Source organism: Marinobacter sp. L-13 (assembly GCF_056857715.1).
Genome location: NZ_JBSXNQ010000068.1, coordinates 320659 through 335303, shown reverse-complemented (window position 1 = coordinate 335303; position 14645 = coordinate 320659). Strand labels below are relative to the sequence as shown.

Here is a 14645-nt window from a genome sequence, read left to right as displayed (position 1 = left end):
CGATGGACACCCTTGCCGTCCGGCTAGTGGTTCCCCTTGCCGGGTCCACAGGGGACTTGCACCCCCAAGTCATCCGGCCAGCACCACCTGTACCGGAACAGCGCCCGTCAAGGCGCTACGCGCCATGCCTGGCGCACAACGAAAACGGCCCCTCAAAATGAGGGGCCGTTCTGCATCACGCTCTGGCGAACCTAATCGATCTCGACCAGAACTTCTCCGGGCACCACACGATCACCCTTGGCAATAAACACGCCGGAAACCTTTCCGGCCGTGGTCGCCTTTACTTCGGTTTCCATCTTCATGGCCTCGATGATCAGCACCGGATCGCCGGCCTGAACCTCGTCACCTTCCTTCACCAGCACATCCACGATGTTGCCGGGCATGCTTGTGGTTACATGACCTTCCTTGGTGGCGGTGGCCCGGCCACCACTGGACCGCGCACCCTCGCCGTCTTCGCCCAGCGAAGCCAGGTGGATTTCCTCCGGCACCCCATCGACGGTCATGTAGAAACGACGCTCATTCTCACCGGAGGGGTTGGCGCCGGTGACGTGGATATCGTAGCTCTCACCATGAACCGTGATCTTGAATTTGCTGGAGACCGAGCCGCCAGAAGAACCGGTGGGAATCGGCTCCAGGGGCTCCGGCTGCAGCGTGCCGTCACGCCGCTGCTCAAGATACGCCTTGGCCTGATCCGGGAACATGGCGTACGTGAGCACGTCCTCTTCGCTGGTGGCCAGATCGCCCACCTGTTTGCGCAGCTCGTCCAGCTCCCGGGGGATCAGGTTAGCCGGGCGCTCTTCAATAAGATCTTCCTTGCCGACGGCGCGCTGCTGGAGTGCCGTGTCGACCGCGGCAGGCGCCTTGCCGTACCAGCCCTGGAGGTACTTCTTCACCTCGTTCGTGATGGACTCGTAGCGCTTGCCGGCAAGCACGTTGATCACCGCCTGGGTACCCACAATCTGGGAGGTGGGTGTTACCAGCGGCGGGTAACCAAGATCCTTTCGAACCCGCGGAATTTCCTCGAATACGTCCTGGATGCGATCCAGCGCGCCCTGCTCCTTCAACTGGTTGGCGAGATTGGACATCATGCCACCGGGCACCTGGGACAGGAGCACCGAGGTATCAACACCGTTATAGGCACTCTCGAACTGGTGATACTTCTTGCGCACTTCCCGGAAATGGCGCGTGGCCTTGTCCAGCAGCTCCAGGTTCAGCCCGGTCTCCAGACCGGCATCGTGCAGCGCCGCCACCAGTGATTCCGTGGGCGGATGACTGGTGCCGCCGGCAAAGGCCGACAGCGCGGTATCAATATGGTCAACGCCTGCTTCCATGGCCGCCCACTGACACATGGGCGCCATGCCCGAGGTGGCGTGGGAGTGCAGGAAAACGGGCAGATTGAGGGTCTGCTTCAGCTTACCGACCAGCTCAGCGGTTACCGCCGGCGTCAGCAGCCCTGCCATGTCCTTGATCGCGATGCTGTCCGCGCCCATGTCAGCCATGGCCCTGGCCTGCTCCAGATAGGCATCAGTGCCATGTACCGGACTCACGGTGTAGCAGATGGTGCCCTGTGCATGCTTGCCAGCCTTCTTGACCGCCTTGATGCTGGTTTCGAGATTGCGCACATCGTTCAGGGCATCAAAAATGCGGAACACATCCATGCCATTTTCGGCAGCCTTGGCCACGAATGCCTCAACCACGTCATCGCCATAATGGCGATAGCCCAGCAGGTTCTGGCCGCGCAGCAACATCTGCAGGCGGGTATTGGGCAGGGCCTTTCTCAGGGTCCGCAGGCGCTCCCAGGGATCTTCCTTCAGGAAACGCACACAGGCGTCAAACGTGGCACCCCCCCAGCACTCCAGGGACCAGTAGCCGGCCTGGTCCAGCCACTCGCAGGCCGGAAGCATGTCTTCCGTGCGCATCCGGGTGGCGATCAGAGATTGGTGGGCGTCCCTGAGAATAACGTCGGTAATATGAATCTTGCGCTTGGTCATTGGGATCTCTCCGATGTTCTTTTACAGGCCCGCCTGCGCCGCAATGGCTGCGCCAATGGCTGTGGCGATGGATTCCGGGCGGGTTTTGCTGCTGTACTCAAGCAATTGGGGGTTACGTTCCACAAAGCCGGTATTGAAGTCAGCGGCCTGGAAATCCGGGTGCTCGAGAATCTGCTTGTAATAGGGGATGGTGGTCTGGACGCCGTAAATGCCCATATCGCCGAGAGCACGGCGGGAGCGGGCAATCAGCTCGTCCCAGTCCATGGCCCAGACAATCAGCTTGGCGCACATGGAGTCGTAATACGGGGGAATCTCGTAACCGGTATACATATTGGCATCGGTGCGCACGCCCGGACCGCCGGCGGAATAGTAGCGGCTGATGCGGCCGAAACTTGGCAGAAAGCCGTTCTTCGGATCTTCGGCGTTGATGCGGAACTGGGCAGCAAAGCCCCGGTAGGAAATGTCTTCCTGCTTGAGGCCCAGTGGTTCGCCGGCAGCGATCCGTATCTGCGCCTTGATGATATCCACCCCGGTGATTTCCTCGGTGATTGTGTGCTCAACCTGAACCCGGGTATTCATTTCCATGAAGTAAAAGCTGCCATCGTGGTCCAGCAGGAACTCGACGGTGCCGGCATTTACGTAACCACACTGCTTCGCCACCCGTTTGGCCAGATCGCCGATGTATTCGCGCTGACTTTCCTCAAGCTGCGGCGACGGCGCCAGCTCAATCAGCTTCTGGTTGCGGCGCTGGATCGAGCAATCCCGCTCGTAGAGGTGGACAACATTGCCATGGGTATCGGCAAGAATCTGGACCTCGATGTGACGGGGCTCGATGATGCACTTCTCAAGGAATACCTCGGCGCTGCCAAAGGCTTTGGTGGCCTCGGAGATTACCCGCTCGAAGTTCTGGCGAAGCTCTTTTTCATTATCGCACCGGCGAATGCCTCGCCCACCCCCACCGGAGGTGGCCTTCAGCATCACCGGATAGCCGATATCGGCGGCCTGGGCGACGGCATCCTCGACATCGGCCAGGTTGCCTTCAGAACCCGGCGTTACCGGGACACCCGCGGCAAGGGCCGTCTGGCGGGCCTGGGTTTTGTCGCCCATGGATGAAATAGCATTCGCCGACGGTCCCACGAACGTAATACCTCGCTGCTCACAAATCGCAGCCAGTTCCGCATTCTCCGACAGGAAACCATAGCCGGGATGCAGTGCATCACAGCCGGTTTCCACCGCCATATTCACAATATGGTGGGGGTTCAGGTATCCCGACAGGGGGTCCTTGCTGATCTGATAAGCTTCGTCGGCTTTTTTGACGTGCAGGGAGTACTCGTCAGCCTCCGAATGAATAGCGACCGAGCGGATGCCCAGTTCGCTGCAGGCCCGGGCAATCCTGACCGCAATCTCTCCGCGATTGGCGATCAGCAGCTTCCGAATAGCCATGGAAAATCCTCCAGGTGATGGAAGTCGTTTAAATCGAAAGGTTGGTTCGAAGGGCAGACACGCCCTTCAGTCGGCAAAAGCTCAGATGCCAGGTGGCGCCTGCGGCAGGACCGGAAAGCTGGCGCAATGCACCACACCCGAATAGCCCCTGATGCCCGGAAGGATACCGGCCGGGTGAAGACTGAAATCCCGCATGCGGTTGCCATGGGAAAGCCCTCCCTCCTGACCACCGTCGCTTGTCACATCCGACAATAACGGGCAGAAAGCCGCATCACAGGACAGGGGTACTGGCGCAGAGTCCGAAGAATGGGTAGGCAATGAAACCAGGCCCAATGCCAGAATGATTAAGAGGCTTAACACCTGCGTCCGGCATTTTTGATGGGCGTCCTGCATGGGCGTCCTTTGATGTGACTAAAGTCGTAGAGAGTGTCACGTGATTACGGCATCGGTTCAATACGGTTTTCTGGGCAATAAACATCGTTTTTTTCGATGCTTTCCCGGTTCCACGGGAATCATCGGCGCCCCGGGGAGCGCCGATGACAACTGCCAGACTAGAAACCGCCTTTCACCACGTGAACGATCTCATAGAACTTGGTTGCCCGATGCTCCAGATCGATCGCCAGGTCCAGCCGCTGCAGAAGCTCTTCGGCACAGACCAGTCCCCGGAGATAGGAACGGGAAGGCTGATGTCGGTCGTCATCCAGCACAAGCAGATACCCTTCATGAACCTCACGGAATGTGCTGACCAGGTCGCCCACCGTTGCCGCCCGCAAATCCTGATAATGGATAGCCGGCAGCTCACTTATCGGGCGCATGATATCGCGGACCCGAACGTCCTTGAGGGGCACACCCTGTCGATGGGCGACACTCATGGCCTTCTCGCCGTTCACATCTTCGATGGCCAGAATGCCCAGACAATCCCCAGCCTGGTTTTCCACCACCTTGAAAGACGTATCGGCCAGTCTCATCCACAACCTCGCCTCCGAAACGGACATATCGGAACTCAAAACGGACAGTCGCTGCTCGGAGAAGTCTGTTAGCAGGTGGACTGCCGAATCCTCGCTTCCTATATGAGACAGGGGTTTGGCGGTGGGTAACGCGCCGGTGCGTCCCAGATCCTGTACTGGCAATGCGTTGAATACACTGTTCATGGTAAACCTCGTGAATCTGAATTCAGGTTGGAGTTCCCTGTGTACACAGGGACAAATCCGTAATGGTCAGAGTTAAACGAGGCTGGGCGGGCCCTGAGGCAGCACCGGGTAGCTAAGCAGCCGGAGCGGTGGCTGAATGAAATCGAGGCTGGCCGAGAAGACAGCCCGGAATCCTCCTCCGGGGAACAGAAGAGGTGAGGTGATCGAGACGGATGCATCCGGCGACGAGGGATCGCCTGTCCCGTCAACTGATATCAGCGTGGGCGTTAAGTGATCGTCTAGCTGTGGATCCAGTGCCGGGTGAGACGAACCGTTGAGAAAAACCACAAACAGACCCGCAACCAACACAGCCAGGAGGCTGAGCTTCAGAGTGCTTCTGTTGATGGAGCAACTCGACATAGTGAGGCTCTGCTATCGTTATTTGAACGGCTCGTCCCTTTCAAACATATAGCCTTTTGAGGGCAATGCAAGCTCCCGACAAGGTTAAAACTGCGCAATGTGCACCGGCGATGGGGGCAGGCTGCCCTGCCGAATGGCCCGATGCCGAGCCAAACCGGATGGATTGACTTTTTCCGGGGCCAGGTGTTTAAGCACTAAAATTTAATCAATTTCGCCTAGCGGTACAGGCTTTTACATTATTGTTGACAGAAGCCATCACAATCTTCGATCATTGGTACATTCTGCTATGCGGTACGTATTTTCGCTTTTCAGCAAACGAGGTTGCCCATGAACTTGAACTACACTGCTGAGGAACTCGCCTTCCGTGATGAAGTCCGGGCCTTTCTGGATGAGAAACTACCCGCGGATATTGCCGCCAAGGTAAAGGGGTTCCGCCGCCTATCCAAACAGGATCATCAACGCTGGCAAAAGATTCTCAGCGAAAAGGGCTGGTACGCCACCCACTGGCCAGAAGTTTATGGCGGCGTTAACTGGGGTCCTGTCCAGAAACACATTTGGGATGAAGAGTCTGCCCGTTACGGAGCACCGCGCTCGGTGCCCTTCGGTGTCAACATGGTGGCGCCGGTGATTATCAAATTCGGCACCGAAGAGCAGAAACAGCGCTACCTGCCGCGAATCCTTAGCGGTGAGGACTGGTGGTGCCAGGGCTATTCAGAGCCAGGGGCCGGCTCCGACCTGGCGTCCCTGAAAACCCGCGCCGTTCGCGAGGGTGATCATTACATAGTCAATGGTCAGAAAACCTGGACCACCCTGGGCCAACACGCCAACATGATTTTCTGCCTGGTGCGCACCAACACAGAAGTGAAGGCCCAGGAAGGCATTTCATTCCTGCTGATCGACATGAACACTCCGGGCATTACCGTACGTCCGATCATCACCCTGGACGGTGAGCACGAAGTAAACGAGGTGTTTTTCGAAGACGTTAAAGTCCCCGTGGAAAATCTGGTAGGCGAGGAAGACAAGGGTTGGACCTATGCCAAGTACCTGCTGACCTATGAACGCACCGGCCTCGCCGGCATCGGCATTTCCAAGGCGGCACTCCAGCACCTCAAGGAGCTGGCCAGCCGCCGCCTCAAGAATGGTCGACCGCTGATCGAAGATGCCTCGTTCAGCCAGCGTATCGCCCAGGTCGAGATTGACCTGATGGCCGCCACCATCAGCAACCTGCGCATTATTGCCTCAGTGGAAGGCGGCGGCGTACCGGGCGCAGAAAGCTCGATGCTGAAAGTCCGCGGCACCGAAATCCGCCAGGCGATCAATGACCTGGCGCGTCGGGCCATTGGACCGTACGCCATTCCATTTGTGGAAGAGGAACTGGACCTGGATTACGACGGCGATTTCCTCTCCGACGAAAACGCCGCACCACTGTCTGCCCAATACTTCAACAACCGCAAGCTGTCGATTTTCGGCGGGTCCAACGAGATCCAGAAGAACATCGTGTCGAAAATGATTCTCGGGCTTTAAGGAGGCGACCATGGATTTCCGACTCAACGAAGAACAGCAGATGCTGCAGGACACCGTGGCCCGCCTGGTGCGCGGTGAATACAGTTTTGAAAAGCGGCTCGAATACAGCGAATCGGAGCTCGGCTTCAGCGCCGACTTCTGGAAACAGCTGGGTGAACTGGGCCTCACTGCAGTGCCCTTCCCCGAGGAACTCGGTGGTTTTGGCGGCAGTGGCGTGGAAGTGCAGAGCGTGATGACCGAACTGGGTCGCGGCCTGTGCATTGAGCCCTACTTGCAGTCTGTCGTCTTGAGCGGCGGGCTGATCAGCCAAGCCGGCAACGCCGTACAGCATGAGCAGTGGCTCGGCGGTATCGCCAGCGGCGAGATGCGCGCGGCTGCAGGACTTCAGGAGCCCCAGAGTTTTTACAACCTGAACGATGTCGAAACCCGGGCTGAGAAATCCGGTGACGGCTACGTGCTGAACGGTCGCAAGGCCGTAGTCATTGGTGGGCACTGCGCCGACGTGCTGGTGGTCTCGGCCCGCACTTCGGGTGAAAGCAACGATTCTGACGGCATCAGTCTGTTCCTGGTCGCACCGGAGACCGAGGGCGTCGAACGCCGCACTTACCCGACTATTGATGGCTCCAAGGGCTGCGACCTGTTCCTGAACAACGTCAGGCTGGGCCCGGACGCCTTGCTCGGACAGGAAGGCAAGGCTGCTGATGTCATCGAGTATCAGGCAGGACGTGCCATTGCCGCTCTGTGTGGTGAAGCCGTCGGTGCCATGGAGATCGCTTGCGAGCTGACACTGGAGTACCTGAAACAGCGTAAGCAGTTTGGCGTGCCCATCGGCAAGTTCCAGGTGCTGCAGCACCGAATGGTGGACATGATGTCGGAGCTGGAACAGGCCCGTTCCATGGCAATACTGGCCGCCAGCGTGGCGGACGAGCCCCAGAGTGACGAGCGCCGCCGGATCCTGGCCGCCGCCAAGAATGTGATTGGCCGCAGTGGCCAGTTCATTTCCGAGCAGGGCATCCAGTCCCACGGCGGTATCGGTATGACCTGGGAGTACAACTTTGCCCACTACGCCAAGCGGCTGGTGATGATCAACCATCAACTGGGCGACGACGACTTCCATCTGGAGCGCTTTGCGGCCCTGCTGAAGTAAGGGTCCGCAAAAAATGAAGTTTTGGGCCCGAAGAGATCAATAATGACAACAAATGAACCGTCAACGGAACAGGATCTCAGGAAAGCCGAGGGGCAGGTCCGCACCGAGTTGGCCGCCGCCTATCGGCTGGTGGCCCTGTTCGGCTGGGATGATCTGGTGTTCACCCATCTATCGGCCCGGGTACCCGGGCCGGATCACCACTTCCTGATAAACCCTTACGGGCTGCTGTTTCACGAGATTACCGCCTCGTCGCTGGTCAAGGTCGACCAGGAAGGCAAAGTGGTGGAAGCTGCCGGCCTGGGACGCGTCAATCCCGCCGGTTTCACCATTCACAGCGCGGTGCATATGGGCCGGGACGATGCCGGCGCAGTGATGCATCTGCACGCGCCCGATGGCGTGGCGGTCTCGGCCCACCGGGACGGCCTGCTGCCCCTGAGCCAGACCGCGATGCTGTGTCTCGACCACCTCTGCTATCACGAGTACGAAGGCGTGGCACTCAATCTGGAGGAACGCGATCGGCTGATCCGGGACCTGGGGAACCGGTCCATGATGATACTGCGCAACCACGGCGTGCTGACCGCAGGCAAGGATGTACCGGAAACCTTCACCTACCTGTATTTCCTCATGAAAGCCTGCGAGATCCAGGTCAAGGCCCAGAGCTGTGGCCCCACCCACCTACCCTCGGAACAGGCCATTCGCACCACCGCCGAGCAGTCGCAACAATTGGGCATGGCAGCGAAACTGACCTGGCCGGCACTGATTCGACTTCTGGACAGCAAGAATCCGGGTTATGCGGTCTGACGCCCAGCGGGGACTGCGACTATGCTGACAGTGCAACTGGACGATCTGGCCCATCACAAGAACTCGGTGATTGGCCACAGTCCCTGGAAAACCATCAGCCAGGAAATGATACAGGCCTTCGCCGATGCCACTGGCGATCATCAATGGATACATCTTGATGTGGAGAGAGCCAGGCGAGAGTCTCCCTGGAAGAGCACCGTGGCGCACGGATTTCTTACAGCATCACTGATTCCCCTGTTGAATCAACAGGTCATCAATGTGCAAGGCAAGAGCGCCAGTATCAATTACGGGCTTAACAAGCTGCGCTTCCCGGCAGCGGTAAAGGCCGGCGCGCAGATCCGAAGCAAAATGGAGCTGCTGGACGTGACCAGGGTAGATGAGCAGCGGACGCTGGCCACCTATCGCACCACCCTGGAAATCCGAGGCGGGGAAAAGCCCGCCTGTGTCGCCGAACATCTCGCCATGTATGTGCGGAGCTGAGTCGCTCAGGACTTCGCTTCCCACTCCTCTTCCTGCAGCGCCCGCCACATCAGCTTGCCGGTTGGCGACTTTGGCAACTGGTCGACAAAATCGATCAGGGTAGGAATCTTGTAGGCAGCCATCTGCTCCTTGCACCAGGCGATGATGTCCTCTTCGCTCGTTTTTCCCTCCGCCTCCGGAGTCAGCACGATGCAGGCCTTCACGGTCTCACCGCGCTTCGGATCCGGCGAGGAAATAATGCAGACCTCATGAATCCCGGGATGGCGGTACATCAGGCCCTCCACCTCGGACGGCCAGACCTTGTAACCGGATGCGTTGATCATCCGCTTGACCCGGTCGACCATGAAGAAATAGCCCTCCTCATCGTAGTAACCCAGATCGCCGGTGCGGAAAAACTGCTTGCCATCGATCTCCACAAACGCAGCTTCGGTTTCCGCGGGCCGGTTCCAGTACCCGATGGTAACCTGCGGCCCGCTGGAGACAATCTCACCGGTCTCGCCAGGGCCTTTTTCCTGAAGGGTGTCGACATCAACGATCCGGCTGTCGACATCAAACACCGGGATCCCGAGGCACTGGGGCTTCGGGCGGTTCGAGGGGTTGATGTGGGTGGCTGCCATGGTTTCTGACAGGCCATACCCCTCAATATAATCAAGACCGGTCATGGTCTTGAGCTTGGCGGCCACGGCCTCTGGCATCGCTGCCCCACCCCCGCCGATGGTGGTGAGACTCGACAGGTCGTACCGGCCGATGTCGGGGTTGGAGAGGAAGTCCACCGCCATAGTGACAATGTTGGTCCAGCCAGTGACTTTATACCGCTCGATCAGCCGCGCCGCAGTGGTCCGCTCCCAGCGAGTCATGATCACTGTAGTGGAGCCGCTGTAGATGGGGCTGTTCATGGAACCGGTCATGCCGGTGACGTGGAAGAATGGCAAGGTGGCCAGCTGCACCGTACTCGCGGTGCTCAGGTTCCAGAAGGCCCGGTGCACGGCGGTAGCCATCACGCTGCGATGAGTATGCATGCAACCCTTCGGGGCGCCAGTGGTGCCGGAACTGTAGGGAATCACGGCGAGATCGGACGGGCCGGCGGTGTGCGCGGAGGGCGCATGGCCTTCCGCCAGCGCCTGTTCCCAGCTGACCATGCCGGCCAGTTCCTGCGACCAGACCGGAGCAGCGACTTCCGCTGGCAAGGCCAGGTCGGTGTCCGGGGCGATGTAGCTGTTGTAGGAAGCTACCACGATGTGGTTGAGATCGGTGGTCTCCAACAACGGGGCAATAAAGCCGGCCAGTTCCTGACCTACAAGGCAGACGTTGGCACCGGTATCAGCAATAAAGTGCTCCAGTTCTGCCGCTCGGTTCATCGGATTGACAGGGATTACCACGGCATCCGCCCGCAGAATGGCGTAATAAGCAATGACGTATTGCGGGGAGTTCTGCATGTACAGCAACACCCGATCACCTTTAGCGACGCCCTGGGCTTGCAGGTAGCCGGCCATGGCCTCGACTTCCCGGAACAGCTGGCGGTAGGTCATGGGTGCATCGTAGAAAACAATGGCGTTACGGTCCGGATAGCGCCGCGCTGAAATCTCAAGGTTGGTAAACACGCTGGTTCGTGGCAAGGCCAGGCTTTTGGGCAATTCCCTCGGCCACACGGCGTAATGGCGGGTAAATGACATTGTTGTGATCCCCTTTTTCGGTTCAGTGGGCCGCTGACGCGGCCAAATCAAAATCGTCAGCGCCGCCGGGCAGGCGGTCCTGGTGGCGTAATGGCGTAATGGCGATGGCTTTGTCCCGCAGCACGCTGGCGTCTTCATCGGGCGCCACAATGTGCCGGGAGCTGCGATCAAACCCCAGCCACCAGTACGGCAGGCTGCGGGCATCCTGGCCCGCCAGCAGAAGGGCGCGCTGTATCGAGCCATTGGACTCCCGGCACCAGCGAGCCTGGGTGATGGCAGCCGCCTCGCAGGCCGGAAAATTCACGTTCCAGGCCCGATTCAGGCCTGGCTGCCACAACCGCCTGATGACGGCTTCGCCATAAATGGAAACCGGCGACCAGTCCACGCCTTCGCGACTCAGAAACGCCTGGCTCAGTGCCATGGCAGGTATGCCCATGTGTTCGGCACTCAGCACCGCGCCGACAGTGCCGGAATACTGCACGGAATCGCTGATATTGGCGCCGCAGTTCACCCCGGAAAGCACCAGATCCGGCGGGGTTTCCCCGAACCACCGGGCCAGTGAATAGAGCACACAGTCCGCCGGGGTACCGGAGACCGCATAGCGCCTGTCATCCTGTTCATAAACGCGCAAAGGATCATGAATGGAGATACTCTGGCCGGCACCGCTGCGGTCATGCTCCGGCGCCACCACCCAGACCTCCTCCGCGAGGTTGCGGGCGATCTGCTCGAGCACTTTCAGGCCTGGTGCGTTGATGCCGTCATCATTGGTGATCAGGATGCGTTTGACGATGGGTTCGTTCATGACGATGGACCCTCACTGGCAATCCGCCAGCCGACGTCAGCCAGCAGGCTCGCGCGCCGGCCCACGTCCAGGGCATTGGCATTGGCCGCATTGCCATCCAGCGCTCGTTTGTAGACGCCCTGAAGAATAGACGCCAGCCGGAACAGGGAAAACGCCAGGAACACGTGCCAGTCAGCAATGCCATCCCGGCCGGTCTGCCGGCAGTACCGGGCTATGGTTTCCTGCTCATCGGGAATACCCAATGCTTCCAGATCTTCCCCCTGCAGTCCGCGCATGCCTTCCAGATCCGACGGCAGGTAATACGGCAGACAATAGTAGGCCAGGTCCGCCAGTGGGTGGCCAAGGGTGGAGAGTTCCCAGTCGAGGATTGCAATTACCTCGGGCCGGTCCGGCGCCAGCATCAGGTTGCCAAACCGGTAATCGCCATGGGCAATGGCGCACTCGTCGGTGGAGGGCAGATTCTCGGGCAGCCAGGCCATGAGTTTGTCCATCGCCGGCAGGTCGTCGGTTTTTGATGCCAGGTACTGTTTGCTCCACCGGGCAACCTGCCGGGCGACATAGCCTTCCGGACGGCCAAAATCGCCGAGGCCAACCGCATTCACATCCACCGAATGCAGTTGCGCCAAGGTGTCGATGGCGGAGTGATGGGCCGGTAACCGTTCGTGACGATCCAGCGCCCGCAGGGCAGAGTGGCTGACGATGCGGCCCTCAAGATAGTTCATGACATAGAACGGCGTACCGATGACATTACTGTCTTCACACAGGGTCCGGGTGGCCGGCACCGGGACACTGGTATGCTCGGACAGGGCACGCATGACTTTGTACTCTCGTTCTACCATGTGGGCGGAGGGAAGGGTTTTGCCAGGCGGCTTTTTGCGCAGCACGTATCGGCCGCTGTCGGTGTCCAGCAGGAACGTGGGGTTGGACTGCCCACCCTGAAACTGCCGGACATCAAGCCTTGTACCGAAACCGGGTATGGCTTCCTGCAGCCAGCTCAGAAGGCTGGCCTCATCGAATTTGTGGGCCGGGAGGACTTCTACCAGCTCTGGGGTGATGCTCATTTTTTGTTTTGCCTTCAGTTTTGGGGCGTCGGCCCCTAACAAATCGTTTCGCCGCCGTCGGCTACGATGACCTGGCCGGTGATGTAGGCGCTGGCTCGGGTGGAAAGAAACACCGCCAGGCCGGCGATATCGACCGGGTCGCCAATTCTGCGAAGCGGCGTTTTGTCTTCGGCGCGTTTGACCCGTACCGGGTCTTCCCACAGCGCCCGGGCAAAGTCGGTTTTGATCAGGCCGGGGGCGATGCTGTTAATCCGGATACCTTTCGGGCCCCACTCCACTGCCAGGTTCCGCGCCAGGGCAGCTTCTGCGGCCTTGGAAACGCCGTAGGTTCCAATGGTGGTGTTGCCCCGGATACCGGCGATGCTGGACAGCAGCACCACAGCGCCTTCGCCTTTTTCCGCCATCTGCGGCAGCACCATGTTGGTCAGCCAGAAGGTGCCCTTGACGTTGGTGTCCATGATCTTGTCCCAGGCGTCGTCGGTCATTTCAGCGGTGGTGCCGTACACAGGGTTGGTGGCGGCGTTACATACCAGCACATCGATAGTGCCCCAGGCCTCGTTGGTTTTATCCACCAGGTTCTGCAGCTGGTCTTTTTTACCGACATGGCAGGGAATGGCTATGGCCTCGTAGCCCTGGGCTTTCAGTTCACTGGCCACCTGCTCACAGGCCTCGGCCTTTCGGCTGGAGATCACGACTTTGGCACCCAGGCGGGCCATTTCTTCGGCAATGGCGCGGCCGATGCCTTTGGTGGAGCCTGTAATCAGGGCGACCTTGCCGGTCATATCAAAAAGCGGGTTAGTCATCGTTCCGTCCTCATACTCAAAGCTTTGGGAACGAACGGGGAGGAACCTGTCGGGACTGTGAAAAACATGGATGTTTTGCTCAAGCCTACAGGGACGTATTTACGGCGTGTCCCGGCAGGTTCCTCCCCGTTCATTCAAGCGCCCGACTCAGCGGGCCGGACAATCAGCGATATTGGCGAAGCTCAATCTTGGCGACAGAATCCAGATGCACCTCATCGGGCCCGTCTGCCAATCGCAGAGTCCGTACCTTGGCCCAGGCTTCGGCCAGGAAGGTGTCCTGGGAAACACCGGCGCCGCCGTGCACCTGAATCGCCCGGTCCAGCACCTTCAGCGCCATGCTCGGTGCAATAACCTTGATCATCGCGATTTCCTGACGGGCCACCTTGTTGCCGACGGTGTCCATCATATGTGCCGCCTTCAGAGTCATCAGCCTTGCCTGCTCGATCTCGATGCGACTGCGTGCAATGTCCTTGCGGATGGAATCAAAACTGGACAGCGGCTTGCCAAAGGCCTCCCGGGCATTGGCACGCTTGCACATCAGCTCCAGAGCCCGCTCGGCGACGCCGATCGTGCGCATGCAGTGATGGATACGGCCAGGCCCAAGGCGGCCCTGGGCAATCTCGAACCCCCGGCCCTCGCCCAGCAGGATGTTGCTCACCGGCACCCGCACGTTTTCGTAGTGAATCTCCGCATGGCCATGGGGAGCGTGGTCATAGCCGAACACCGTAAGGGGGCGAATCATTTTCACGCCCGGCGCATCCAGCGGCACCAGAATCATCGACTGTTGCTTGTGCTTCTCGGCCTGAGGGTCGGTCTTGCCCATCACGATGGCGATCTTCGAGGTGGTGGTCATGGCACCGGAGGACCACCACTTTTTGCCGTTGATTACGTACTCGTCACCCTCGCGGCGGATTTCACAGGCAATATTGGTGGCATCCGACGACGCGACATCCGGCTCGGTCATTGAGAAACAGGAACGGATCTCGCCATTCAGCAGAGGCTTCAGCCATTGCTCCTGCTGTTCTTTATTGCCATAGCGGGCGATGGTTTCCATGTTGCCTGTATCAGGAGCGGAACAGTTGAACACCTCGGGGGCCATGGCCGAGCGACCCATCACTTCACACAAGTGGGCGTATTCGTAGTTGGTCAGCCCGGCGCCGAATTCGCTTTCCGGCAGGAACAGGTTCCATAGGCCGGCGGATTTGGCCTTGTGTTTCAGCTCCTCAATAATCGGAACCGGCGCCCAGCGGTCTTGTGCCTGCTCTATCTGCTCATGATGCTTGTGCTCGTTCGGGTAGATATAGGCATCCATGAACTCGTTCAGCTGGTTCTGCAGCTGTTTCGCCTTGTCAGACAGTTCAAACATGTCC

13 protein-coding genes are annotated in these 14645 nt (G+C 59.2%); 4 read left to right on the top strand and 9 right to left on the bottom strand.

Annotated elements, in window-relative coordinates; all coding sequences use genetic code 11:
* Positions 1-191: 191 nt before the first annotated feature.
* The 4 genes from oadA to AC13DD_RS20700 all read right to left on the bottom strand — a co-directional run bounded on the left by oadA (position 192) and on the right by AC13DD_RS20700 (position 4585).
* A complete protein-coding gene (oadA, locus tag AC13DD_RS20715) occupies positions 192-1991 on the bottom strand; it encodes a sodium-extruding oxaloacetate decarboxylase subunit alpha (RefSeq protein ID WP_092031332.1) in 1800 nt (599 codons plus the stop codon).
* A gap of 21 nt (positions 1992-2012) precedes the next feature.
* Positions 2013-3434, bottom strand: coding sequence for an acetyl-CoA carboxylase biotin carboxylase subunit (locus tag AC13DD_RS20710; RefSeq protein WP_273069119.1), 1422 nt, complete (start codon positions 3432-3434; stop codon positions 2013-2015).
* An 81-nt stretch (positions 3435-3515) separates the two neighbouring features.
* Complete coding sequence (locus AC13DD_RS20705; RefSeq protein WP_273069120.1) at positions 3516-3794, bottom strand: hypothetical protein; 279 nt, start codon at positions 3792-3794, stop codon at positions 3516-3518.
* A 191-nt stretch (positions 3795-3985) separates the two neighbouring features.
* A complete protein-coding gene (locus AC13DD_RS20700; RefSeq protein WP_014579051.1) occupies positions 3986-4585 on the bottom strand; it encodes a CBS domain-containing protein in 600 nt (199 codons plus the stop codon).
* A 726-nt stretch (positions 4586-5311) separates the two neighbouring features.
* On the opposite strand from AC13DD_RS20700, the gene AC13DD_RS20695 reads away from it, so the two are divergent.
* Genes AC13DD_RS20695 through AC13DD_RS20680 form a run of 4 tightly spaced genes read left to right on the top strand, consistent with a single transcriptional unit; the run spans position 5312 to position 8936 of the window.
* Positions 5312-6508 (top strand): acyl-CoA dehydrogenase family protein, encoded by a 1197-nt coding sequence (locus tag AC13DD_RS20695; protein ID WP_088826298.1) that lies wholly within the window; start codon positions 5312-5314, stop codon positions 6506-6508.
* Between the two features lie 10 nt (positions 6509-6518).
* Positions 6519-7655: an acyl-CoA dehydrogenase family protein gene (locus AC13DD_RS20690; RefSeq protein ID WP_092031340.1), complete on the top strand. Its 1137-nt coding sequence runs from the start codon at positions 6519-6521 to the stop codon at positions 7653-7655.
* Between the two features lie 42 nt (positions 7656-7697).
* Positions 7698-8456 (top strand): class II aldolase/adducin family protein, encoded by a 759-nt coding sequence (locus AC13DD_RS20685; RefSeq protein ID WP_175497373.1) that lies wholly within the window; start codon positions 7698-7700, stop codon positions 8454-8456.
* A gap of 21 nt (positions 8457-8477) precedes the next feature.
* Entirely contained in the window at positions 8478-8936 is a 459-nt protein-coding gene (locus tag AC13DD_RS20680; protein WP_092031342.1) for a MaoC family dehydratase, read from the top strand.
* A gap of 5 nt (positions 8937-8941) precedes the next feature.
* On the opposite strand, the gene AC13DD_RS20675 is transcribed toward AC13DD_RS20680, so the two are convergent.
* The 5 genes from AC13DD_RS20675 to AC13DD_RS20655 form a co-directional block, all read right to left on the bottom strand.
* On the bottom strand, positions 8942-10609 hold the full coding sequence (locus AC13DD_RS20675) for a long-chain fatty acid--CoA ligase (protein ID WP_092031347.1): 1668 nt from the start codon (positions 10607-10609) through the stop codon (positions 8942-8944).
* A gap of 22 nt (positions 10610-10631) precedes the next feature.
* The gene (gene surE, locus AC13DD_RS20670; RefSeq protein ID WP_092031349.1) at positions 10632-11411 is read right to left on the bottom strand and encodes a 5'/3'-nucleotidase SurE; all 780 of its coding nucleotides are present in this window, start codon (positions 11409-11411) and stop codon (positions 10632-10634) included.
* Entirely contained in the window at positions 11408-12472 is a 1065-nt protein-coding gene (locus AC13DD_RS20665; protein WP_092031352.1) for a phosphotransferase, read from the bottom strand. The genes surE and AC13DD_RS20665 overlap by 4 nt, the downstream gene beginning before the upstream one ends.
* A 35-nt stretch (positions 12473-12507) precedes the next feature.
* Positions 12508-13275: an SDR family NAD(P)-dependent oxidoreductase gene (locus tag AC13DD_RS20660; RefSeq protein ID WP_092031354.1), complete on the bottom strand. Its 768-nt coding sequence runs from the start codon at positions 13273-13275 to the stop codon at positions 12508-12510.
* 163 nt (positions 13276-13438) lie between these two features.
* Positions 13439-14641: an acyl-CoA dehydrogenase family protein gene (locus tag AC13DD_RS20655; RefSeq protein WP_092031357.1), complete on the bottom strand. Its 1203-nt coding sequence runs from the start codon at positions 14639-14641 to the stop codon at positions 13439-13441.
* Positions 14642-14645: the final 4 nt, after the last annotated feature.

What these genes read in the sequence shown, in the direction of transcription:
- AC13DD_RS20710 (WP_273069119.1), bottom strand. Translation starts at nt 3,434, where the DNA reads ATGGCTATTCGGAAGCTGCTGATCGCCAATCGCGGAGAGATTGCGGTC.
- AC13DD_RS20700 (WP_014579051.1), bottom strand. Translation starts at nt 4,585, where the DNA reads ATGAACAGTGTATTCAACGCATTGCCAGTACAGGATCTGGGACGCACC.
- AC13DD_RS20655 (WP_092031357.1), bottom strand. Translation starts at nt 14,641, where the DNA reads ATGTTTGAACTGTCTGACAAGGCGAAACAGCTGCAGAACCAGCTGAAC.
- oadA (WP_092031332.1), bottom strand. Translation starts at nt 1,991, where the DNA reads ATGACCAAGCGCAAGATTCATATTACCGACGTTATTCTCAGGGACGCC.
- AC13DD_RS20695 (WP_088826298.1), top strand. Translation starts at nt 5,312, where the DNA reads ATGAACTTGAACTACACTGCTGAGGAACTCGCCTTCCGTGATGAAGTC.
- AC13DD_RS20660 (WP_092031354.1), bottom strand. Translation starts at nt 13,275, where the DNA reads ATGACTAACCCGCTTTTTGATATGACCGGCAAGGTCGCCCTGATTACA.
- AC13DD_RS20685 (WP_175497373.1), top strand. Translation starts at nt 7,698, where the DNA reads ATGACAACAAATGAACCGTCAACGGAACAGGATCTCAGGAAAGCCGAG.
- AC13DD_RS20680 (WP_092031342.1), top strand. Translation starts at nt 8,478, where the DNA reads ATGCTGACAGTGCAACTGGACGATCTGGCCCATCACAAGAACTCGGTG.
- AC13DD_RS20675 (WP_092031347.1), bottom strand. Translation starts at nt 10,609, where the DNA reads ATGTCATTTACCCGCCATTACGCCGTGTGGCCGAGGGAATTGCCCAAA.
- AC13DD_RS20690 (WP_092031340.1), top strand. Translation starts at nt 6,519, where the DNA reads ATGGATTTCCGACTCAACGAAGAACAGCAGATGCTGCAGGACACCGTG.
- surE (WP_092031349.1), bottom strand. Translation starts at nt 11,411, where the DNA reads ATGAACGAACCCATCGTCAAACGCATCCTGATCACCAATGATGACGGC.
- AC13DD_RS20665 (WP_092031352.1), bottom strand. Translation starts at nt 12,472, where the DNA reads ATGAGCATCACCCCAGAGCTGGTAGAAGTCCTCCCGGCCCACAAATTC.